At 50.9% G+C, this 21319-nt stretch carries 19 protein-coding genes; 12 read left to right on the top strand and 7 right to left on the bottom strand.

Going from position 1 to position 21319, the window contains the following annotated elements:
* Positions 1-209 precede the first annotated feature (209 nt).
* The 4 genes from HMPREF1640_RS05050 to HMPREF1640_RS05030 all read left to right on the top strand — a co-directional run bounded on the left by HMPREF1640_RS05050 (position 210) and on the right by HMPREF1640_RS05030 (position 7219).
* Positions 210-1445, top strand: a complete 1236-nt coding sequence (locus tag HMPREF1640_RS05050) for a class I SAM-dependent methyltransferase (RefSeq protein WP_036892939.1) — start codon at positions 210-212, stop codon at positions 1443-1445.
* Between the two features lie 858 nt (positions 1446-2303).
* Entirely contained in the window at positions 2304-3443 is a 1140-nt protein-coding gene (locus HMPREF1640_RS05040) for a hypothetical protein (protein WP_036892936.1), read from the top strand.
* A 163-nt stretch (positions 3444-3606) separates the two neighbouring features.
* Entirely contained in the window at positions 3607-5598 is a 1992-nt protein-coding gene (locus HMPREF1640_RS05035; protein WP_036893018.1) for a DNA topoisomerase IV subunit B, read from the top strand.
* Between the two features lie 19 nt (positions 5599-5617).
* Entirely contained in the window at positions 5618-7219 is a 1602-nt protein-coding gene (locus HMPREF1640_RS05030) for a S41 family peptidase (RefSeq protein ID WP_036892935.1), read from the top strand.
* A 218-nt stretch (positions 7220-7437) separates the two neighbouring features.
* Here the strand turns inward: HMPREF1640_RS05030 and ybeY are convergent, their stop codons facing one another.
* The 4 genes from ybeY to HMPREF1640_RS05005 all read right to left on the bottom strand — a co-directional run bounded on the left by ybeY (position 7438) and on the right by HMPREF1640_RS05005 (position 10399).
* Positions 7438-7863: an rRNA maturation RNase YbeY gene (ybeY, locus tag HMPREF1640_RS05025; RefSeq protein ID WP_036892933.1), complete on the bottom strand. Its 426-nt coding sequence runs from the start codon at positions 7861-7863 to the stop codon at positions 7438-7440.
* 29 nt (positions 7864-7892) lie between these two features.
* The gene (coaD, locus tag HMPREF1640_RS05020) at positions 7893-8402 is read right to left on the bottom strand and encodes a pantetheine-phosphate adenylyltransferase (protein ID WP_036892931.1); all 510 of its coding nucleotides are present in this window, start codon (positions 8400-8402) and stop codon (positions 7893-7895) included.
* 80 nt (positions 8403-8482) lie between these two features.
* On the bottom strand, positions 8483-9514 hold the full coding sequence (gene ruvB, locus HMPREF1640_RS05015; RefSeq protein WP_036892930.1) for a Holliday junction branch migration DNA helicase RuvB: 1032 nt from the start codon (positions 9512-9514) through the stop codon (positions 8483-8485).
* Positions 9515-10147: 633 nt separating this feature from the next.
* Positions 10148-10399 (bottom strand): hypothetical protein, encoded by a 252-nt coding sequence (locus HMPREF1640_RS05005; RefSeq protein WP_156098716.1) that lies wholly within the window; start codon positions 10397-10399, stop codon positions 10148-10150.
* A 96-nt stretch (positions 10400-10495) separates the two neighbouring features.
* On the opposite strand from HMPREF1640_RS05005, the gene HMPREF1640_RS05000 reads away from it, so the two are divergent.
* From HMPREF1640_RS05000 to dusB, 4 genes are all read left to right on the top strand, one after another.
* A complete protein-coding gene (locus HMPREF1640_RS05000) occupies positions 10496-11806 on the top strand; it encodes a DUF2851 family protein (RefSeq protein WP_036892927.1) in 1311 nt (436 codons plus the stop codon).
* Between the two features lie 90 nt (positions 11807-11896).
* Positions 11897-12343, top strand: coding sequence for a thioesterase family protein (locus HMPREF1640_RS04995; protein ID WP_036892926.1), 447 nt, complete (start codon positions 11897-11899; stop codon positions 12341-12343).
* A gap of 82 nt (positions 12344-12425) precedes the next feature.
* Positions 12426-13553: a DNA-processing protein DprA gene (dprA, locus tag HMPREF1640_RS04990; RefSeq protein WP_036893017.1), complete on the top strand. Its 1128-nt coding sequence runs from the start codon at positions 12426-12428 to the stop codon at positions 13551-13553.
* Between the two features lie 126 nt (positions 13554-13679).
* Positions 13680-14687: a tRNA dihydrouridine synthase DusB gene (gene dusB / locus HMPREF1640_RS04985; RefSeq protein WP_036892925.1), complete on the top strand. Its 1008-nt coding sequence runs from the start codon at positions 13680-13682 to the stop codon at positions 14685-14687.
* Here the strand turns inward: dusB and HMPREF1640_RS04980 are convergent.
* Entirely contained in the window at positions 14679-15437 is a 759-nt protein-coding gene (locus HMPREF1640_RS04980) for a porin family protein (RefSeq protein WP_036892924.1), read from the bottom strand. The genes dusB and HMPREF1640_RS04980 overlap by 9 nt on opposite strands.
* Before the next feature lie 25 nt (positions 15438-15462).
* Complete coding sequence (locus HMPREF1640_RS04975; RefSeq protein WP_036892922.1) at positions 15463-16650, bottom strand: PCMD domain-containing protein; 1188 nt, start codon at positions 16648-16650, stop codon at positions 15463-15465.
* A 230-nt stretch (positions 16651-16880) separates the two neighbouring features.
* On the opposite strand from HMPREF1640_RS04975, the gene dapB reads away from it, so the two are divergent.
* The 4 genes from dapB (at position 16881) to HMPREF1640_RS04955 (ending at position 20471) form a co-directional block, all read left to right on the top strand.
* Positions 16881-17636 carry a 4-hydroxy-tetrahydrodipicolinate reductase gene (gene dapB, locus HMPREF1640_RS04970; RefSeq protein WP_036892920.1) on the top strand — a complete coding sequence of 252 codons (756 nt, stop codon included), beginning with the start codon at positions 16881-16883 and terminating at the stop codon, positions 17634-17636.
* An 84-nt stretch (positions 17637-17720) separates the two neighbouring features.
* On the top strand, positions 17721-19169 hold the full coding sequence (gene lepB, locus HMPREF1640_RS04965; RefSeq protein WP_036892919.1) for a signal peptidase I: 1449 nt from the start codon (positions 17721-17723) through the stop codon (positions 19167-19169).
* A gap of 252 nt (positions 19170-19421) precedes the next feature.
* On the top strand, positions 19422-19799 hold the full coding sequence (locus HMPREF1640_RS04960; RefSeq protein ID WP_197051486.1) for a S26 family signal peptidase: 378 nt from the start codon (positions 19422-19424) through the stop codon (positions 19797-19799).
* Positions 19800-19853: 54 nt separating this feature from the next.
* Positions 19854-20471, top strand: a complete 618-nt coding sequence (locus HMPREF1640_RS04955; RefSeq protein ID WP_036892916.1) for a WbqC family protein — start codon at positions 19854-19856, stop codon at positions 20469-20471.
* 118 nt (positions 20472-20589) lie between these two features.
* On the opposite strand, the gene HMPREF1640_RS04950 is transcribed toward HMPREF1640_RS04955, so the two are convergent.
* Positions 20590-21315 carry a nitroreductase family protein gene (locus HMPREF1640_RS04950; protein WP_036892914.1) on the bottom strand — a complete coding sequence of 242 codons (726 nt, stop codon included), beginning with the start codon at positions 21313-21315 and terminating at the stop codon, positions 20590-20592.
* Positions 21316-21319: the final 4 nt, after the last annotated feature.

The raw sequence follows: 21319 nt of genomic DNA, 5'->3' as shown, positions 1-21319 counted from the left end.
GCTCTTCGTGGACACCCGCTAAGTCTTTAGGATCTTTTTTCATTCTGGGGTGCATTTAATTGATTGTTAACCAAGGTCTTTCTACCATCACAAATATAATCATAACATTTTGAATATCCAAACAAAAAGCTGACACATTAGTTGCAATCTGACATAAAAAACGTTAATCTCTTAATATTTTCGTTTATTTATAAGTAACTTTGTCATGTATGAAAGAGATAGACACCCATACATTCATCACGCTTCATCGTGGTGATGACGTGCGCCGTTTGGCCTTCATGGCCGACAAGTTCCCAAACGTGAACATGAGCTATGCCTTGGTCCAGATACAAGGATGGCAGATGGCTCGCTCCAAGTTGCCCACATGGGCCACGATCGACGGTATAGTCTATCCGCCACATCTCAATATGGAACAATGCAGCTCTGAGGTCACCGCCATATACAAACAGCGCATCTTGGCTCGCCTTTTGGGCAGTTTCTTGGATCAATCCACGCTAATCGATCTCACTGGTGGCTTTGGTGTCGACTTCTCGTTTATGTCTCGCGGTTTTCGCAAATCTATTTACGTGGAGCGCGATCCGGCCTTGTGCGCGGTGGCCCGGCACAATTTCGAACTGCTCGGCCTGCCGCATGCCGAGGTGATATGTGACGATGGGGTGGAGTGGCTACACCGTCAATCCAAGCCAGACACGGCCGCACCCATTGTCATATATATGGATCCCGCTCGTCGCGATGCCCACGGGCAGAAAGTTGTTGCCTTGGGCGATTGTACCCCCGATGTCGTGGCCTTTCGCGACGAGCTGATGCGCAAGGCCGATTATGTCATCCTCAAACTCTCGCCCATGCTCGATTGGCATGCCGCTGTCGCGGCTATGGACACGGGAGGCAACGTCTCAGAGGTACATATCATAGCCGTAGGCAACGAGTGCAAGGAGCTTTTGCTCGTGCTTGCCCATGGCCGCCACGACCTGCGTGTGGTCTGTTCCAACGACGCGGACATTTTCGCGTTTCACCCACGGTTAACCAATGCGGGTAGCGGCAATTTGCCTACTGCTACCATCTCTGTCTCGCCCACGGGCACGCTCCTTGTCCCTAATGCCGCCGTCATGAAGTCAGGCTGCTTCGCAGAGCTCGCCATGCGTTTTGACGTGCGCCCCATAGACGCCAACTCCCATTTGTTCGTCTCTCCCCATACCGTCCCTAATTTCCCCGGTCGGCAATTTCGTATTCTTGCTGTAAGCACGCTTGGCAAGCGAGAACTTAGGCAAAATCTCCACGGGCTACGGCAGGCCAATATTTCCGTTCGCAACTTCCCACTGTCGGTAGCCGAGCTTCGCAAGCGGCTAAAATTGCAAGATGGTGGCTCCGTCTATATATTCGCAACCACATGGCAAGGGCGGCACGTACTTGTCATCACCTCCAAGACATCCGTTTCACAAGACTAACGCTCAAGTCTTCGCAATTCTTTCAATGAAGTGGCGTTCTTGTTTTTTGTTAAGAAAACATCACAAAAACCTTCCCTCTTTTTTGTAGTGAAATAGCGTCCATTTTTGAGGGGTTAAGCGTATGGCCCATCTTTTTTCCGCAAAAAAATCATTTTATCATGACCATTTGTCACACGTCAATTGCCCATTAAGGCTTAATCGCGTGCCCAATAGGTTTTATTCATGCTTCGTTTACGGCCCAATCATGATGCGTTCAGGCACAAAACGCCATGCCATTAGTGCCTAAACGTGTCTTCTTGAGAGTGGCTTGTCGTTGGCAAAATGATGATATTTTTGCAACATGTTGACTTATAGCAGATTATCCAAGTGTCTATATTTTTCGTTTATTTTCAACCAAGTCGGCGTAATTTTCAAATAAGCCAAGCGTGCGAGGGGTTTTGTCAGATATTTTCGAGTTTTTATTTTGGCAATACGGCGCATGGTGACAAGGTGTTTGTCGGTTTCCTTTTCATTCTTGTGGGCAAACCGCGAAGTGTGCCATCTCTTTTTTTGACAGGAAGCGAACAGGCAATGGATAGCCGCGGAAATCATCAACCTGTATGGCGTAAAAAGTAAATGTATGTTGAGCGTTGTCATATTCGCTTATCCACTCACGTCAAAACTCGTGCTTGTTCAGCAACGGGACATGCCGCGCTCCATCCCCCGTCTTGTATTTTGAGCATGAAGACACGCTCAAAATACGACAAGACCGTTTTTTAGGTCCTGTCTTATAATTTTGGCGTTTCTTTTTGCTCAATGTGTTTAAAATTGCTACTTTTGCATATTAAAACGTTTTAACATCATATTATTATATTATCAATGGCGATAGAAATAAAGAAAGTTGAGACCAAAAAAGACCTCAAGGCTTTCATAGAGTTTCATTACAAACTTTACGAGGATTGCCCTTACGACGTGCCATCTCTCTATAGTGACGAGATAAACGCGCTGAGCAAGGATAAAAACGCGGCATTCGATTTTTGCGAGGCAGAGTATTTTTTAGCCTACAAAGATGGCCGTTTGGTGGGCAGGGTGGCTGCTATCATCAATCATCGCGCCAACGATCGGTGGGACAATAAAGACGTGCGTTTCGGCTGGTTGGACTTTGTTGACGACATTGACGTGAGCCGCGCGCTCTTTGATGCCGTGGCCGGTTATGGCCGCCGCAAGGGCATGACCCACATGATAGGGCCTCTTGGTTTCTCGGATATGGACCGCGAGGGCATGCTTACCTTTGGTTTCGACCGTTTGAGCACGGCCGCCACGCTCTATAATTATCCATACTATCCGCGGCACATAGAGCGTCTTGGAGGGTTTGAGAAAGACAATGACTATGTGGAATACCTCATCCACGTGCCTGATAAAGTGCCCGAAAAATTGGTCAAGATTTCTGAGATGATAGAGAACCGGTACAATCTCCATGTCAAAAAGGTCACTCCGCGTGAGGTGCGCGAGGGTTACGCGCGCAAGCTGTTCCATATCATCAACGCCACCTATGTAGACCTTTACGGTTTCGTGAGCCTTACAGACAAGCAGATAGACCAATACGTCAAAATGTTCTTGCCCGTAATCGATTTTGATTTGGTAACGGTCGTCGTGGATGGCAATGACAATGACAAGGAGGTGGGCATAGCCATCACCATTCCCTCTATATCAAAAGCCCTGAAGAAGTGCCGTCGCGGCCGCCTGCTTCCCTTTGGCTGGTGGCATCTTTTGCGCGCCGTCAAGTTCCATAAGACTGAGGGGTTGGACCTGCTGCTAATAGGCGTGCTGCCTGAATATCGCTCAAAAGGCGCCAACGCCCTGATGTTTAACGACCTCATCCCACGCTACATCAAGTATGGTTTCAAGTGGGGAGAAAGTCAGGTGGAGATGGTAACCAACACTGGTGTGCAGGGACAGTGGGAAATGTTCGAGCACGAAAACCACAAGGCTCGTCGTTGCTATCGCAAGAAAATATAGTTCCGCGCGCCAACTTCACTTTGCTGTTCGGGGACGATGCCACGGTGCTCTATTTGTGCGTGCGTCTCACTGTGCGGTCTTGGTGGCGTTGTTTCTTTTATTTTTGTTAGTTTAATTTTTAATATTCCGTTTTTCTCGATAAATACCAGAAAGGTCAATAATGATGACAGATGACAATCTTTTGAAGGCCAACCAGTCCGGACAAACCTCGGCCCAAGGGTCGGTGGAGTACACAGACGATAACATTCGCCATCTTAGCGACATGGAGCATGTGCGTACGCGACCTGGTATGTATATCGGAAGGTTGGGAGATGGCAGTCTGCCCGAGGACGGAATTTACGTGCTTCTCAAAGAGGTTGTCGACAATTCCATTGACGAGTTCAAGATGAACGCTGGCGACCGCATAGAGGTAGACATGGACGACAACCTGCGCGTGACCGTTCGCGACTATGGTCGTGGCATACCGCAGGGCAAGCTGGTAGAGGCTGTGTCCATGCTCAACACGGGCGGAAAGTACGACTCCAAGGCTTTCAAGAAGAGCGTGGGGCTCAATGGCGTGGGCGTCAAGGCGGTCAACGCGCTGAGCTCCCATTTTGAGGTGAGGAGCTATCGCGACGGCAAGGTGCGCGAGCTTGTGTTTGAGAGAGGAACGCTCAAGAGCGATGTCACCAAGAAAAACAATGATGAGAATGGCACGTTCATCTTTTTTGAGCCTGACGACACGTTGTTCAAGAATTATCGTTTCCGCGACGAGTACGTGGAAACCATGCTTCGCAACTACACTTATCTCAACGCCGGGCTTACCATTATGTACAACGGTCGGCGTATCAAGAGTCGCAACGGCTTGGAAGATTTGCTCAACGACAACATGACCGTCGATGGCCTTTATCCCATCGTGCACATCAAGGGAGAAGACATTGAGATAGCTTTCACGCACACCAACCAGTACGGAGAAGAGTACCACAGCTTCGTAAATGGGCAGCATACCACACAGGGAGGTACTCATCAGAGTGCGTTCAAGGAGCACATTGCCAAGACTATCAAGGAGTTTTACGACAAGAACTATGAGTACACCGACATCCGTAACGGTATCGTCGCGGCCATTGCCATCAACGTGGAGGAACCTGTTTTTGAGAGCCAAACCAAGATAAAGCTCGGTTCCACTGTCATGGAGCCTAACGGAGACACCATCAACAAATATGTGGGCGACTTTATTAAGCGAGAGGTGGACAACTACCTCCACATTCACAAAGAAGACGTGGCGGATGTTTTGGAGGCCAAGATCAAGGAGAGCGAGCGCGAGCGCAAGTCGATGGCGGGCATAACCAAGTTGGCGCGTGAGCGTGCCAAGAAAGCCAATTTGCACAATCGCAAGTTGCGCGACTGCCGTGTGCACTTCTCCGACGCTAAAGATGACCGCAAGGAGGAAGCCTCCATCTTTATCACCGAGGGCGACTCGGCCAGTGGAAGCATCACCAAGAGCCGCGACGTCAACACGCAGGCGGTGTTCTCGTTGCGTGGCAAACCACTCAACTCTTTTGGCTTGACAAAAAAGGTTGTCTACGAGAACGAGGAGTTCAATCTGCTCCAAGCCGCGTTGGACATAGAGGATGGTTTGGACAATTTGCGTTACAACAAAGTGATAGTGGCCACGGACGCCGACGTGGACGGTATGCATATACGATTGCTCATCATCACGTTTTTCTTGCAGTTCTATCCTGAGCTTATTAAGAAAGGACATGTGTTTGTGCTTCAGACGCCTCTCTTCAGGGTGCGAAATCGCCGTTCTAAAATCAAGAACAAGAAGGTTATAGCCGAGACAGACGCCCGGTTGGCCAAGGGAGAGAAAAAAAGTGACTTCATCACTCGCTATTGCTATACCGACGAAGAACGCTTGGAGGCCATCAGCGCGTTAGGCCCAGACCCGGAGATCACTCGCTTCAAAGGGCTTGGAGAGATCTCGCCCGATGAATTTGTCCATTTCATCGGCCCGGACATGCGGTTGGAGCAGGTCACCCTTCACAAGAACGACCAAGTACAAAAACTTCTCGAGTACTATATGGGTAAAAACACCATGGAGCGCCAAAACTTCATCATAGACAACCTTGTGGTAGAGGATAACAGCGTCGATGATGATAACGAGCAATTAAACTAATCAACCACCATACCGACAAATGCCAACAAATATCATTAGGAGATGCGCCAAGCCTGTGTGCTTGGCTGTATTGGCGCTTTTAGCTCTCTCACCCGCCAACGCGCAATTACGGCTGAATTTTGGCAGCAAGTCACCTTTCAGAAAGTTGCAAATAGCCGAGATGGCCATCACCAACATGTATGTAGATTCTGTCGATGAGCAGAAATTGGTGGAGGATGGCATTCGCGGCATGCTTGAGAAGCTCGACCCTCACTCCTCGTACACCACCGCCAAGGAGACCAAGCTCATGCAAGAATCGCTTAATGGGTCGTTTGATGGCATCGGCATACAGTTCAACATGCAGCAAGACACGCTGCTCGTCATACAGACCATCGTTAACGGACCATCTGAGAAAGCTGGCATCTTGCCTGGCGACCGCATCGTGATGGTCAACGATACAGCCATTGCTGGCGTCAAGATGCCACGTGAGGAGATATTGCGAAAGCTGCGTGGCCGCAAAGGCACCAAGGTGCGTTTGGGCGTGGTGCGGCGTGGTATCAAAGATACGTTGAGTTTTACGGTGACGCGCGACAAAATCCCCATGAAGACCATAGACGGCTATTACATGATACGGCCTGGTATAGGCTACATTCGCATAGGAAGCTTCGGGGCCACCACTTATAAAGAGTTCATGTCGTGCGTCAAATCTTTGCAGGCTCGGGGCATGCGCCATTTGATACTCGATTTGCAGGATAACGGTGGTGGTTACCTGCAGGCGGCCGTTGCCATTGCCAATGAGTTTTTGCGCCATGACGACCTGATAGTCTATACACGGGGCCGTAAGTCTCGCGTCCAAGAATACAGAGCGCAAGGCAATGGCTCTTTGCTCCAAGGAAAGGTGGCGGTCCTTATCAACGAGTTTTCAGCTTCTGCCGCGGAGATAGTGACCGGGGCCATACAAGACCAAGACCGAGGCGTGGTGATTGGACGGCGTAGTTTTGGAAAAGGATTGGTGCAACGCCCCGTCGATTTTCCCGATGGCAGCATGCTGAGGCTTACCATCGCCCATTACTACACGCCATCCGGTCGATGCATACAGAAACCTTACACCAAGGGAGACCGCAAGGATTATGACCGAGAGTTGGACGAACGGTTCAAGCACGGAGAACTGTATTCGTCTGACAGCGTACATTTTGCTGACAGCCTGAAATATTACACCCTGGGTCTCCACCGCCCGGTTTATGGTGGAGGTGGTATCATGCCCGACATCTTTGTGCCCCTCGACACTACGCAGTTCACTTCTATGCATAGGCAGTTGGCGGCCAAGGGCATCATTGTCAGCGCCAATTTGAGGTATGTTGACGAGTGTCGCAAACAGTTGAAAAAGCAGTATCCCGACTTCCCCACGTTCAATGGCAAGTTTGAAATCCCGCAAAAAGTCATCGACGAAATCATCGCCGAGGGCAAGAAACAAAACGTCACGCCCAAGGACAACGCGGAACTGGTGGCCACGTTGCTTTCTCTGCGCATACAGCTCAAAGCCCTGGTGGCTCGCGATTTGTGGGATATGACCGAGTATTTTCAAGTGATGAACGAGCAAAACCACATTGTCATGCGTGCCGTGGACGAGTTGATGAAATAGGCGCCTGCCTTTCCTTCCTTACGTTTTGTGTTCGCGCCCTCGCTCCCATGCCCGTTTTTCTTCATGGCAAGAATATTCGGCACACTCCTCGTTGTGCGGACGGGAAGCCCCCCTTTGTGGCTTGTCTGGCGCGGACAGCGTGTCGCTATCCTGCGAAAGAGGCGGTGGATAACGACTGTATAAATGTCATCAATACATTGTCAGAGCGTGCGCGCGTGTTATCCTCGCCTCGCTTTTAGCAGCGCGAGGGCTTTCTCTTCGTTTGCCTCCATGATTTCGCGCTCGCCCGGCCCTTTGTCGTTGATGCCGCAAAGGTGCAATACGCCGTGAATGATGACACGGTACAGCTCGTCGTCGTAAGACTTGCCATACAGCTTGGCGTTGCTTGCCACCGTGTCTATTGATATGACGATGTCGCCGCTGACAATGTCCCCCTCGTCATAGTCGAAGGTGATGACATCGGTGTAGTAGTCGTGTCCCAAGTACTGCCTGTTCGTTTCCAAGATTTTTTCGTCGTTCACGAACATGTAGCCGATGTCGCCTACCCGTCTGTTATAGGTGGCGGCAACCGCCCTTATCCATGTGGTTATTTCGCGATGTTTTATTTTCGGCATTTCCACGCCGTCTGCTTGATACGTTATCATCTGTTGATATAGGTTAGGACTTGCTATTGTCACTGTTTCGAGTTGTTGGTCTCGCTGCCATTCTCACGTGCTTGTCCTCCGCGTTTGGGCAGCATCCAATCGGCGTCTTTGTGGAAAAAGACAAGTTGGCGATAGGCCGAGGAGGAGACCGCGGCGAGTTTGGGCTCTGCGTATAGCAGCAGCGTCTCGATATTGCCAAGCCGTTTGTTGAACGCCGCTTGGTCGCGTTCGTACTCAAAATCTTTTACAGAGCGCACGCCTCGCACGAAGAATTGCGCGCCCACTCTGCGCGCCAAGTCTGTCGCCAAGTCTGTGTACAGCTCGACGGTAATGCGTGGCTCGTCGGCGTATAGTTGTCGGATAGCCTCCAGTCGCTCGTCGGCGGAGAAGAGAGTGCGCTTGTCAGGGTTTACGCCCACGCCTATGACAAGCCTGTCCACGAGTGTCAGGGCGCGTTGGGCGATATTGTCGTGCCCGATGGTGAAAGGGTCGAAAGTGCCCACAAAAAGTGCCACGGATGGTCGTCGTTGCTGTCTCATGCGCTTAAACGTTGAGGAATGGTGCTTGGGTGCGTATTGGGTGAATGTGCGAAGGGTCGGGGCTTGCAAGCCTGTCAGTGTCAGAAGAGTTGGGGTTGGTACGCATGGCCTTTCCCCGCGTCTCGGCCGAGGTGCTCGTAGGCGAGCTTTGTGGCCATGCGCCCGCGTGGTGTTCGCTTGACGAAGCCTTCCATGATGAGAAACGGTTCGTAAACCTCCTCCACGGTTCCGGTGTCTTCGCCGATGGCGGTGGCTATGGTGGACAATCCCACTGGGCCGCCGCCGAACTTTTCTATGATGGTCAACAATATCTTGTTGTCAGTCTCGTCAAGTCCGTACTGGTCTATGTTGAGCGCGCCGAGCGCCAATTGGGCTATGTCGGTCGTGATGGTTCCGTTGCCCTTCACCTGAGCGAAGTCTCGCACGCGACGCAGCAGTCCGTTGGCTATACGTGGCGTTCCCCTGCTACGGCGCGCTATCTCGATGGCCGCGTCGCTGTCTATCGCCACTTTCAACAATCGTGCCGAGCGGTTGATGATGCGCTTGAGCGTCTCGGGGTCGTAGTATTCCAAGTGCATGTTGATGCCAAAGCGGGCCCGCAGCGGAGCCGTGAGCATGCCCGACCGAGTGGTCGCTCCCACGAGCGTGAAAGGATTTAGGTCTATCTGTATGCTTCTGGCCGACGGTCCTTTGTCTATCATGATGTCAATGCGATAGTCCTCCATAGCCGAATACAGGTACTCTTCCACCACCGGTTGCAGACGGTGAATCTCGTCGATAAAAAGCACGTCGTTAGGTTCCAACGACGTAAGGATGCCGGCGAGGTCTCCCGGTTTGTCGAGAATTGGGCCCGACGTGAGTTTGAAACCTACGCCAAGCTCGTTGGCGATGATGTTGCTCAGCGTGGTCTTTCCCAATCCGGGGGGGCCGTATAGCAAAGTATGGTCTAAAGGCTCGCCGCGATATTTGGCGGCCTCTACGAAGACTTCAAGATTTTCCACCACCTTGGGCTGGCCGTTAAAGTCGTCAAAATGTAGCGGGCGAAGTGCGTTCTCAAACTCTTTTTCGTTTGAGGACAGTTGCTCGTCCCTTATATCAAAGTCTTCCGTCATTGGCCTCTTTTTGATGCAAAGATATGAAAAAGATTGCATATAGGCATGGCAAATACCATTTTTTTAGGTTGTCGCGCCCCTCCTTTGTCATTTGCAAATCGGCCCTCCAACTGTTGGGCTCCCGATGGGTGCGTCTGCTTAGGCGTGCCATGTGATCCAATGTGGCATACCGTGGACGCGAGGTCCGTCTGACATGAAAGCCCTGTGTCGCTTCGTGAAAAATGTGCGCCAAGCGTGGCTGGCCATCATTTTGTTTATAAAAAGTCATAAAAAATGGCCCTGCTAAACCGGTTGTTCTACAGCGCGAACGCCCATTATTTTCGCTTCCGTTTGCTTTCACGTTGTCTTTCGTCGATGGCACTCGCTGCCGTTCGTATCTATTCATGATGCGTATCGGGCGTAAACGCCATGCCGATAAGGCTTATTGGCCATGCGATTAACGCTTAATCGCCGTGCGAATGAGTGCCAATGCCAAACCACGGAGACAAAAAACACGCCATCAAAACTGATTGTTTGAAGTAATATGCTGTGTGATAGGCGTTTGTAAAGGCGGTCTGTTTTCCGCGTATTTGCGAGCGATGACCTTGTTGTTTCCAAATACTCGAATTTTGAACCACCTTTTGTCATTTATTTTTAATTGTCAAAGGGTTCTCTCCTGACGCTGTGGCGTTGTCGGTCGGCGTTGCCTTTCACCTCGCTTGTGGCAAACTTGTGGCGCGGCGTGTCTCGACAAGCCTTGGCGTTTACAGATGGCACGCGGTTGTCATGGCTTGTCCAAACGTGCCCGCTGTCGGCTCCGGTATTTTGCCACGAGGCAGGGTGGAGGGCAGGAGTGTGCCATTGGGAGAACTTTAAAAAATAAGATTTTTCATATTGGATAACCATTTTCAGATATTTATTTTTACTTTTGCATGACATGGAGTATGCTTTTTTGCGTTTGAGAAGCGCGATTTCGAAACACGTCTTATTAATCTTTTGTCGATGGAGCAACTTTTGCACTATGTTTGGAAACACAAGCTTTTTCCGTTGGGGGGCCTGCGCGCCACCGATGGTCGCCCCGTGGAGGTAATCGATTCAGGACTGCACAACCATGACGCGGGTCCTGATTTTTTTAACGCCAAGGTCAAAATAGGTGACACCATGTGGGTGGGCAACGTCGAGATACACGACAAAGCGTCAGAGTGGTACTTGCATCGCCACCATACGGACGAGCGTTATGACAGCGTAATCCTGCATGTGGCAGGTATCATCGACACCGATGTGCAGACCTGTTCGGGGCAGATACTGCCCCAATTGCAACTTGACGTGCCCGAGACTGTACGCCAAAACTATGACGAGCTGCGCAAGACAGAACGCTATCCGCCTTGCTACCAGATTATTCCTTCAATCTCGCGGCTGGCCATACATGCTTATATGAATGCGCTGCAAACGGAGCGTTTGGAGCAGAAGACAGAGGCTATACGCCGTAGGGTCAAGTTGTGCGACGGGTCGTGGGAGGACGCTTGCTTTGTGACGCTGGCCCGCAACTATGGGTTTGGCATCAATAGCGACGCCTTGGAGCGGTGGGCGCGGAGCGTGCCACTGCAGTGCGTGGCCCACCATAGGGACAATCTCTTGCAGATAGAGGCTATCTTTATGGGCCAAGCGGGGTTGTTGGACCCGTCGGCCATGCCCGAGCGGCATCGCGAGGCGGCTGTCAAAGATGATTATTTCGCGCGGTTGAGAGCGGAGTATCGTTATTTGGCGCATAAGTTCGGCTTGCTGCCGATGGATTGTTCGCAATGGCGATTTTTGAGGTTGAGGCCACAAAATTTTCCGTATATACGCATTGCCCAGCTCGCCAACCTGTACTATCAACGCAAGATGAGCCTGGCCAATCTTGTGGACTGTCACGAGGTGGCCGACGCTGGCGATTTGCTGTGCGCCAACGTGACGCGCTATTGGGAGACGCACTACACTTTTGGCCACGAGAGTCCGAGACGGGAAAAACGCGTGTCGGCAGCCTCGAGAAACGTGCTGCTCGTCAATACCGTCGTGCCGATGCTTTTCGCGTATGGCAGGCACAAGCGTGACGATAGCTTGTGCGAGCGCGCCATCAATTTTCTGGAAGCGCTCAAAGCCGAGGACAATCACATTGTCAGGATGTGGAAAGACTGTGGGTTGAGCGTTGAAAACGCCGGAGATTCGCAGGCCCTCATCCAACTGAAAAACGAATATTGCGACAAGTGCGAGTGCTTGAGATGCCGTTTGGGCTATCACTATTTGTCCAGAGCCAAACAGGATCGCCCTTGAGAGCCGCAGCGCCTGCCATCTCGACAAGGCGCGCTCGCTACATTGGGGACAGACAACAAAAGACAGATACACTTATAAACATGAACGAAGATGACAAAGAAGAAAAACTATTTGTTTGAGACGCGCATGGACGTGCGCGACTATGAATGTGATATTCAGGGGATCGTTAATAACGCCAACTACCTGCACTACACCGAGCACACTCGCCATCGGTTTCTCCGTTCGGTCGGCGTCAGTTTCTCGGAGCTGCACCACAAGGGCGTGGATGCCGTGGTGGCGCGCATGAAACTCAAGTACAGGGCGCCGCTACGGTCTGACGACGAGATGTTGTCGTGCTTGAACTTGCGCAAGGATGGTCTCAAGTACGTGTTCTCGCACGACATATACCGCTCTTCCGACGGCCAGCTATCCTTTCATGCCGACGTGGAATTGGTGACGCTTGTCAACGGCGTGTTGGCGCAAAGCGAAGATTACGACCGTGCTTTCTTGCCCGTAATCGAGGCTTTTGAACGCGAACGGCATACTGTCGACGAATAGGCGGAGCGTGCCTGTCGGCGCGCGACGCCCCATTGCCATAAAACCGCTTTTACGCCCATTCCATCGTATAATCTAAGCTATGATGTCTACAGACGAACTCATTAATACCGCCATCCTCACCCGGTTGAGCTATTATCACCTCAACACCATGGTTCAACTCTACCGTTCGTTAGGGTCGGCAACGGCCATCGTGGAGCGTCGCGACGAGCTGCCCCATCTGTTCGGCGGATTGCCGGCCAAGGTGGTCGAGGCGCTGAAAGACGTGGAGGTGGTGCGCGCCAGATGTGAAGAAGAGTTGGAATATAACGAGGCGCACGGCATAACCTCGCTCTGCCTCAATGACGACGCTTACCCGGCGCGGCTCAAGGAGTGTCCTGACGCGCCGCTGATGCTGTTTTATAAAGGTACGGCCAACCTGAACGCGCGCCGTATTGTCAACATCGTCGGAACCCGTCATTGCACTCCCTATGGCGAGGATTTGGTGCGCCACTTGATTGACGACCTGCGCCTGCGATGCCCCGATGTTGTTGTGGTGAGTGGTTTGGCTTACGGTGTTGACGTGTGCGCCCATCGCAACGCGTTGCGCAATGGCATGTACACCATAGGCGTGTTGGCGCACGGATTGGATAATCTTTATCCCCCTCGGCATCGAGACGTGGCCAATGAGATGGTTCGTCACGGCGGCTTGCTTACGGAGTTTATGACCCACACCAACGCCGACAAGCTCAATTTCGTGCGGCGTAATCGCATCGTCGCGGGCATCTCGGACGCTTGTGTCATTGTGGAGAGTGCCCAAAAGGGAGGCGGCCTTATCACCACGCGCATTTCCAAGGAATACAATCGCGACGTGTTCGCTTTCCCAGGTCCGGTGGGAGCTATTTACAGCGAGGGCTGCAACCGCCTCATTCGTGACAACGGCGCGGGACTTATAACTTCGGCCGACGACTTGCTCAATGCCATGGGATGGGCTGACAGTCGCGAGGCCGCAGGTATAAAACAGGCTGGAATAGCTCTCGACTTGTTTCCAGAATTGTCAGAAAACGAGCGGTTGGTGGTGAAACTGTTGCAAAAACTGAACGATTTGCAACTCAATATCATCAGCGTGAAAACCGGCATCCCTATTGGACAACTGTCTTCGCTGCTTTTCAATTTGGAGATGAAGGGTGTCGTCAAGCCATACGCGGGCGGCACATACCACTTGTTAGGATAGCGAGAAGCCCTTGTTGGGCTAAACGTCGGCATAGGAAACCCACTTGCTTGAAAGACAGGCGGGGCATCAATTTGTATCTCCCACATTGGCGAATACCGTCTAAAAATCGTAACTTTGTGACCAATTATGAAAATAGGTAATACAGAATTTGGAAACCAGCCACTCTTCCTCGCCCCAATGGAAGACGTGACCGATATTGGCTTTCGCAAATTGTGCAAGCGTTTTGGCGCCGACATGATGTACACGGAGTTCGTCTCGGCGGAGGCCGTTGTGCGTAACATAAAGTCCACTTTGGCCAAAATGGCCATTGATGACGATGAAAGGCCTGTGGGAATACAGATTTACGGCCGCGACGTGGCGTCCATGGTGGAGGCCGCGAGGATTGTGGAGACGGTGCGGCCTGACGTCATAGATCTAAACTTTGGGTGTCCCGTGAAGAAAGTAGCGGGCAAAGGCGCTGGCGCTGGGTTGCTTCGAAACATCCCGTTGATGCTTGAGATAACCCGCGCCGTGGTTGACGCGGTGCGGGTTCCGGTAACGGCAAAGACACGGTTGGGATGGGATGGGAACAATATTGTCATTGCCGAATTGGCCGAACGATTGCAAGATTGTGGCATCCAAGCGTTGACCATACACGGTCGGACACGCTCGCAGATGTACACGGGCGACGCTGACTGGACGCTGATAGGCGAGGTGAAACGCAACCCGCGGATGCGCATCCCCATCATAGGCAATGGTGATATTACCACGCCCGAAGAGGCCAAGCGCGCGTTTGAGAGCTATGGCGTGGATGCGGTGATGGTGGGGCGCGCCACCTTTGGCCATCCGTGGATATTCAAGGAGATGCGCGACTGTCTCGACCAAGGTGCGGATGGCGTCTCGGCCGTTGCCCAATCGTTGACTTTGGATGACAAAATTGACATACTTGAGGAACAGCTTCGCATTAACGTGGAGCGTATAGACGAGTATCGCGGTATACTGCATACGCGTCGTCATCTTGCCGCTTCGCCCATCTTTAAGCACATTCCAAACTTCAGGCAAACACGCATCTCCATGCTTAGAGCTGAAACCGTGGACGAGCTTATGGCCATATTGGAAAATTGCCGAGACTTGTTGAGGCAGCGGTCATTTTAGTTTGTACGCCACGCCAACGGTTCCGAATATGGGGTATAGCGTTTGTTCCAAGGTCTTAAAGCGTTTCTTAAATATGCCTGTCACGCCCCAACTGATGTCAGCGTAGACCTCAAGGCGGCGATAGCAGTTCCAATCCGCGCCAATGTCAAAGCCCCATTGCATGTTGCGCATGTCTCCGGAGAAGTCGTAAAAGCCCCTTGAGGTCTCGTCTTCACCAAGAATAACCTTGGCCCCCGTAGGGTCGCCGACGCGCAGGTAGCCGTTATGGGCATAGCCATTGAATTTTTTTGCGGGTACTACGGAGAAGTAAGGACCAACCCGAAAATCTACCTTTGAAATGGGAGACCACACGGCTTGCAGCGGAATGGTGAACATCCATTCTCGCACATAGGTGTTGACGTTGCCGGTAAACCTACCGCTTATCCGCTCGTCGCCACGCACAATCTCCTCGTAATAGTTTTTTACGCGCGCATCAATGTTCATGCCTTTGTTCTCGAGATGCAATCCCATGAGCACGCTCCAATTGTCATTGATTGGACGAATGGCGTCCAAACCGACGCTGAAGTTGGGTTGTAGACGGTATGAGTTAAGCTTGCGAATGGACGGGGGAAGGCCTATCGGCGCCGTGCCGCCAAGGTTGTAGCCCAACCTTGCCTTGAGCGATAGGTCTTGAGGGAAAATGATATCAAAGGCATATGCGTTGGCCACGTGGAAACAAAGGGATATAATGAGTGTTCTTAGCGTTGTCATTATGGTATGATGGATTGTTGAGTGTTCAATTTTTTTTGTTGGAAACGGCTTTTGTCACTTCCTCTTCTTTTTTGCAGATTACACGCACTTTGTCTATGCATAGCTCCGAGCCGACAGCGCCTTCGAAGCTATCTCCGTTTTGACTCGACGAGAAAACGATGGTGAGATTGTATCCGCGGTTGTCCAAGAGCGTATAGTCTATAGGCTCTTTGTAATCGAACGTGAGTTTGAAGGCTGTCCATTGGTTTGTCGCCGGCAGTTTTCCCACATTGGCTATCGCCACTATGTTAGCGTTGGTTTTCACGTCATCGCCATAGAGCGTCACGTGATTGCCGTTGGCGTCAGTGTTGCGATAGAACACCGCATAGATAGCGGGCTCGTCGGTTTTGCCCGGTATGGCTTTGCTGTTTTTGTCGATAACCTTTTTGCCGGGTTTGTATTTGTAATATCCCGTGATAGAAATAGGTTGGCGATCAAAGGGAATGCCAAACTTGGTGGCTTGCATGGGAGCCAACACAGCCTTGCCAAAGTCGAATTCTCCGAGATAGAAATTGCCGGCGGCGATGGGCTTCTTGAACGCTGACCCCAAGAAACCCGTGCTGCGCGTGGTGAGTTTCAGGCCATGCCCATCGTAGCCATCAATGAGTGGGACTGATGGATATTCCTCTGGCTTTGCGGATGGACGAGCCATGGCAAAGCCTTCGTTGCCATTTGTCCATTTGGAGATGGCGGCCTCCTCTTTTGTCGCGCATGTCCAAATATAGTAATGCTTGTTTTTCTTTTCCAGTTCGAAATGCTCAAAATCATAGCTCACGGTTTCTGCGATGGTGCGCAGTAGCGGCACGATGGAGATGGTGTAGTCGCGATGCCAAAGCCCATCCTCGGATGTGACGCGATAGGTGATGTTTCCGCCAGACACAGCGTCTACGGTGTTTTGGCGCAGTGAGGCGCGCGCGCCGGGGGCGAGCGCCAAGTGGGGTATCAGGGCAGTCAGGTCAGATTGGTGATTTCGTTGCACATGAAACGTGACATTGTCTTCTGTCGAGGACACCACCTTCATGGTGTCGGCCGCGGTGAAAAAAGTGGCCGTAGGGTCATCAAGATGAAACCAAATTTGCTCAATGTCGCACTCTGCGTTGAGAGGTTCTTCTTTGATGCAAGACATAAGGGCGCCGCATACGAGTATGGAAAACAATATTTTGATTTTGCTCATAGAATAAAAAAGATTACACAAAAAATAAGAAAATGTGCAAAGCGCATCTTGAATTAGGCCGCAAAATTACCCTTTTTATTTCTCATCGCAAAGATTATACGGTACATTTTCTTTTTGAAACGCAAAAAATGTATGTGCAATCTGTTCTTTTTGAATAATTTAAGGTGCTCTAAAGAGTACATTCATAGTTTTTGGTTACCTTTGCAAAAAGGTTTAATATCGTTACGATTATGAAGATAGCGTTGATAGGCTATGGCAAGATGGGGCGCATGGTAGAGCGTATAGCCTTGTCTCGTGGCCATGAAATAGTGTGTAAGATAGATGTTGACAATCAGCAAGACTTTGATAGCGAGGCTTTCGCGAGCGCTGATGTCGCCATCGAGTTTACCAATCCCACGGCAGCGTTCGACAATTATTGCCGCGCTTTCAAGCACAATGTCAAGGTTGTGAGTGGCTCCACGGGATGGATGAAGGACCATAAAACCGAGGTTGAGCGCATGACGCGAGAGGGTGGGCAAACGCTGTTTTGGGCCTCAAATTTCTCTGTTGGCGTAGCCATTTTCGCTGCGGTCAACAAGTATTTGGCGCGTATTATGAATGGCTTTGCGCAGTATGACGTGCGGATGGAGGAGACACACCATGTCCATAAGCTTGACGCCCCATCTGGTACGGCCATCACTCTGGCGGAGGATATTGTCGCGAACCTCGACCGCAAAACTTCATGGAAACTCGGAACCACTACTTGGGACGACGGCCATGTGGACGGAAACGACGACCATGCGGATCAAGAACTGCTGATTAACAGCATCAGACATGACGAGGTTCCGGGTATTCACAGCGTTGATTATGACTCGGAGGCCGACCAAATCACCATCACGCACAACGCCCACTCGCGTGAAGGCTTCGCCCTTGGAGCTGTGTTGGCTGCCGAGTTCACGAAAAATCGCACCGGCCTTTTGACTATGGGGGATTTGTTTAAGTTTTAAATGTCAAAGACACAGGGCGCTGTTGTTTATTATTTGTTATATTTGACGCGGAGCCGTTTTGTCACCAACTAATCATAACAAACCATGATTGATAAGGAAAAAGCTAAGCTAAACATGAAAAAACAATGGGCCAAGTTCATTGTCGTACTCCTTCTTTATTTGATATTCCTGTACTGGGTGGAGAGCTGGTGGGGCTTGTTGGTCGTGCCGTTCATCTTCGACGTCTACATCACAAAGAAGATAAAGTGGCAGTGGTGGAAAACTTCCGAGGGCCCGGTACGATTTATAATGAGCTGGGTGGATGCCTTGGTGTTCGCCCTTGTGGCTGTCTATTTCATCAATTTGTTCTTCTTCCAGAACTATGTCATTCCCTCAAGCTCTTTGGAAAAAAGCCTTTTGACCGGCGATTACCTGTTCGTAAGCAAGCTGAGCTATGGCCCACGCATACCGCAAACGCCACTCACCATGCCGCTCACGCAGCACACCATGCCGGTGATAAACACTAAAAGCTACATAGAGTTTCCCCATTGGGACTATCGTCGGGTAAGGGGTTTGGGCAAGGTGCGGCTTAATGACATCGTCGTTTTCAACTATCCCGCGGGCGATACCATCGTGACAGAAGAACGCTATCAGGCTTCCGACTACTACGCCATGGTGTATTCTTTTGGTGAACAAATCTATCAAGAGCAATCCACCGATGTGGTAAATCCAGCCAACTTGAACCGAATGGAACAGTATGACTACTTCCGGCGCATGTACGAGATTGGCCGAAACTACATACTTAACAATCCCAACGAGTACGGCTCCATAGACCATCGTCCCACCGATCGCCGCGAAAATTATGTGAAAAGGTGCGTGGGGCTGCCTGGCCAGACCTTGCAAATCAAGAACCGCATTGTCTATTTGGATGGCAAACCCAACAAAGAGCCTGACAATGTGCAGTACTCATACTTCGTGAAGCTCAAGCAGCCCATCCCCGATGACTTGCTCAAGGAGTTGGAGATATCCATGGAAGACCTCACAAGCTTGAACCAAAACGGATACATGCCACTCACCAAGAGAGCGGCAAAAGCCTTGAAAGCTCGTACCGACTTGGTGGAAAGCGTCAAGCTCAACACCACGGCCGTGCCCGGTGGGCTGTATCCTCTCAACGCCGTGACGGGTTGGACGTGTGACAACTATGGCCCAATATGGATACCAAAGCGAGGAGCGACACTCAAATTGACAATGGACAATATCGCCATTTACGAGCGTCCCATAAAGGTTTACGAGAACAATGACCTTGTTGTAAAGAACGGACAAATCTACATCAACGGCAAATTGGCCCATTATTACACTTTCAAGATGGACTATTACTGGATGATGGGTGACAACCGTCACAACTCCGCCGACTCGCGATATTGGGGTTTCGTGCCCGAAGACCATGTGGTTGGTAAACCCATTTTTATATGGTGGAGCTCAGATCCCGACCGCCACGGATTCTCGGGCGTTCGCTGGAGTCGTCTCTTCAGGATGGTTGACAATATTAAATAATTCACAACTCACCATTGTCTATTCGTCATTTGCCATTCGGGACGTGTGTGGCGGTGGCGGTGGAAAAACATAAAAATTTCATTTAGAATTGCCAATGCGGAGCGCGTGTACGTCGCTCGGGTCAAATGATGAATTGGCAATGGTGAGTTGTGGATTGTTCAACCAATGCTCAGCAATCTCGCTCGAGCCAAATTGTGAATTGAAAATCGTGAACTGTGAGTTAGCATGCGTTATTTCCTAAAAACCATATTTGTGCTTGCTGTAGCCTTGGCCGTCTTGCTTGTTGTGCGCTTCTACGCTTTCACCGTGTACGCGGTGCCAACGGACATAGACCAAACGCTGAGACGCGGAGACCGTGTCGTGGTGAACAAGCTGTCGCACGCAGGGTTCAAAAAGGGAGATTTGATGGTTTTCAGATGTTCGCGTGATATTATCGGCAGGGTGGAAGGCGTGCCCGGTGATACCGTCGCCGTGGATTCGGGGCAGTATCTCATTCCACGCATATGCTGTTCGCGGTGCCGCTGTTTAGACTGCAAGTTGTACCTTGTCAATTTGGGTAAGAGCAGAACGTTGGTTTACAGGCATCAGGTATTGGGTCATGCCTATAAACTTTTTCATTTGTCTTTTTAGGCCCATTCTTGTTTTTCATGTGCCAACTATTTGTCGCGCCGATAGTCTTTCCTTATGAACGATACTGATATTTGCATGCTCTCGTCCGCCTATTTTGGACCCATCCAATGGTACCAAAAGCTCAATCGCCACCGCGAGGTGCTGTTGGAACGCCATGATAATTTCCTTAAGCAGACCTTTCGCAACCGTTGTGTCATTGCCACGGCCAACGGGCCGCAAGCGCTCTCCGTGCCCATCGAGCGATATGATGGGCCAAAATGCTGCATGAAAGACATCCGTGTGAGCAATCATGGACGTTGGAGGCATGTACATTGGAACGCTTTGGTGTCTGCCTATGGCGAAAGTCCATTTTTCGAGTTTCTTGCCGATGACATACGTCCGTTTTTCGAAAAGCGATGGGATTACCTCTTCGATTTCAACCTTGAGATAACGCACAAGCTATGCGAGCTGCTTGATATCGAGCCGTCCATAGCCTTGACAACCCATTACGAGGCCAAGCCAAGTTGCCTCGATTTCCGCGAGGCCATCCGTCCCAAGCGTCCTTTGCCCGACAATGACTTTACGCCACGGAGATATTACCAAGTTTACGAGCGGAAACACGGTTTCTTGCCCAACCTTTCCATCCTCGACTTGCTCTTCAACATGGGCAACGAGGCGGTGCTGTACCTTTGACAAGGTGGCGCGTGAGGTTTGGATTGGCAAATGGCCAATCCTTTCGTTTTGACATGACATCCTCTTTGGCAGCCCCCTGAGCGAGCCTAATTTCGTATTGAGGATTTTGAATTTTTGATTAAACTTTGTGGTATATTTCCTCGAGGGGCAGCCGGAAACGCTCTCCTCGCACACCCTCCGGCAGTCGCACACCACACGTTATTACCATGTTGATACCACGATTGTATGGCAGGTGGAGGGCCTTTTTCACCAACCTGCTGTCAAAACCCTCCAACGGGCATGTGTCGTACCCTTTCTCGCTCATGGCCAGCATGAACGTTTGCACGGCCAGCGCGCAACTCTTGTGCACCACCGTGCTCACTTCTCCCTCCGACACTTGGCGCACGATGGGGCGGAAGAGGCCGATGGTTTGTGCCAAGATTTTGTTCAGTAGTCCCTTGATACCAAGAAAGCGTGCGTACTGCATGGGCATGACCCGTTTGTAATAGAGACGTTGCAAGCGTATTCGGCGCGCTTGCTTGTCTTTCGGACTGTTTTTCAATATGTTGTCAATGGCAGCCCGCAACACTTTTTGTGCGTGGTCTCGATACAAGTCTTGACGTGTCACGAACACCACCATCTGTTGGGCTGTCCGTGCGCTTCCTTGGTCCAGGCAGGCGTGGGCCAACTTGCCCAACGTGTCTTTGTCCGTCACATGATAGCACTCCCACAGTTGCATGTTTGAGCTTGACGGGGCCAATGTGGCCATGCGGATACAGTCTTTCACCTTGCTATCTTCCAACGGTTGGTTGGGGTCATACTTCCTGATGGCCCTTCGATGTTCCAAAATGTTTTCTAAAGTCATGTTT

The organism is Prevotella sp. S7-1-8 (genome assembly GCF_000758925.1).
GTDB lineage: Bacteria > Bacteroidota > Bacteroidia > Bacteroidales > Bacteroidaceae > Prevotella.
The sequence above is the reverse complement of the archived record's forward strand: the minus strand, read 5'-3'. Positions and strand labels throughout refer to the sequence as shown.

Bases quoted from the DNA above. Each gene is read 5' to 3' on its own strand.
- HMPREF1640_RS05050 (WP_036892939.1), top strand. From the start codon at position 210: ATGAAAGAGATAGACACCCATACATTCATCACGCTTCATCGTGGTGAT.
- HMPREF1640_RS05040 (WP_036892936.1), top strand. From the start codon at position 2,304: ATGGCGATAGAAATAAAGAAAGTTGAGACCAAAAAAGACCTCAAGGCT.
- HMPREF1640_RS05035 (WP_036893018.1), top strand. From the start codon at position 3,607: ATGACAGATGACAATCTTTTGAAGGCCAACCAGTCCGGACAAACCTCG.
- HMPREF1640_RS05030 (WP_036892935.1), top strand. From the start codon at position 5,618: ATGCCAACAAATATCATTAGGAGATGCGCCAAGCCTGTGTGCTTGGCT.
- ybeY (WP_036892933.1), bottom strand. From the start codon at position 7,863: ATGATAACGTATCAAGCAGACGGCGTGGAAATGCCGAAAATAAAACAT.
- coaD (WP_036892931.1), bottom strand. From the start codon at position 8,402: ATGAGACAGCAACGACGACCATCCGTGGCACTTTTTGTGGGCACTTTC.
- ruvB (WP_036892930.1), bottom strand. From the start codon at position 9,514: ATGACGGAAGACTTTGATATAAGGGACGAGCAACTGTCCTCAAACGAA.
- HMPREF1640_RS05005 (WP_156098716.1), bottom strand. From the start codon at position 10,399: ATGGTTATCCAATATGAAAAATCTTATTTTTTAAAGTTCTCCCAATGG.
- HMPREF1640_RS05000 (WP_036892927.1), top strand. From the start codon at position 10,496: ATGGAGCAACTTTTGCACTATGTTTGGAAACACAAGCTTTTTCCGTTG.
- HMPREF1640_RS04995 (WP_036892926.1), top strand. From the start codon at position 11,897: ATGACAAAGAAGAAAAACTATTTGTTTGAGACGCGCATGGACGTGCGC.
- dprA (WP_036893017.1), top strand. From the start codon at position 12,426: ATGTCTACAGACGAACTCATTAATACCGCCATCCTCACCCGGTTGAGC.
- dusB (WP_036892925.1), top strand. From the start codon at position 13,680: ATGAAAATAGGTAATACAGAATTTGGAAACCAGCCACTCTTCCTCGCC.
- HMPREF1640_RS04980 (WP_036892924.1), bottom strand. From the start codon at position 15,437: ATGACAACGCTAAGAACACTCATTATATCCCTTTGTTTCCACGTGGCC.
- HMPREF1640_RS04975 (WP_036892922.1), bottom strand. From the start codon at position 16,650: ATGAGCAAAATCAAAATATTGTTTTCCATACTCGTATGCGGCGCCCTT.
- dapB (WP_036892920.1), top strand. From the start codon at position 16,881: ATGAAGATAGCGTTGATAGGCTATGGCAAGATGGGGCGCATGGTAGAG.
- lepB (WP_036892919.1), top strand. From the start codon at position 17,721: ATGATTGATAAGGAAAAAGCTAAGCTAAACATGAAAAAACAATGGGCC.
- HMPREF1640_RS04955 (WP_036892916.1), top strand. From the start codon at position 19,854: ATGAACGATACTGATATTTGCATGCTCTCGTCCGCCTATTTTGGACCC.
- HMPREF1640_RS04950 (WP_036892914.1), bottom strand. From the start codon at position 21,315: ATGACTTTAGAAAACATTTTGGAACATCGAAGGGCCATCAGGAAGTAT.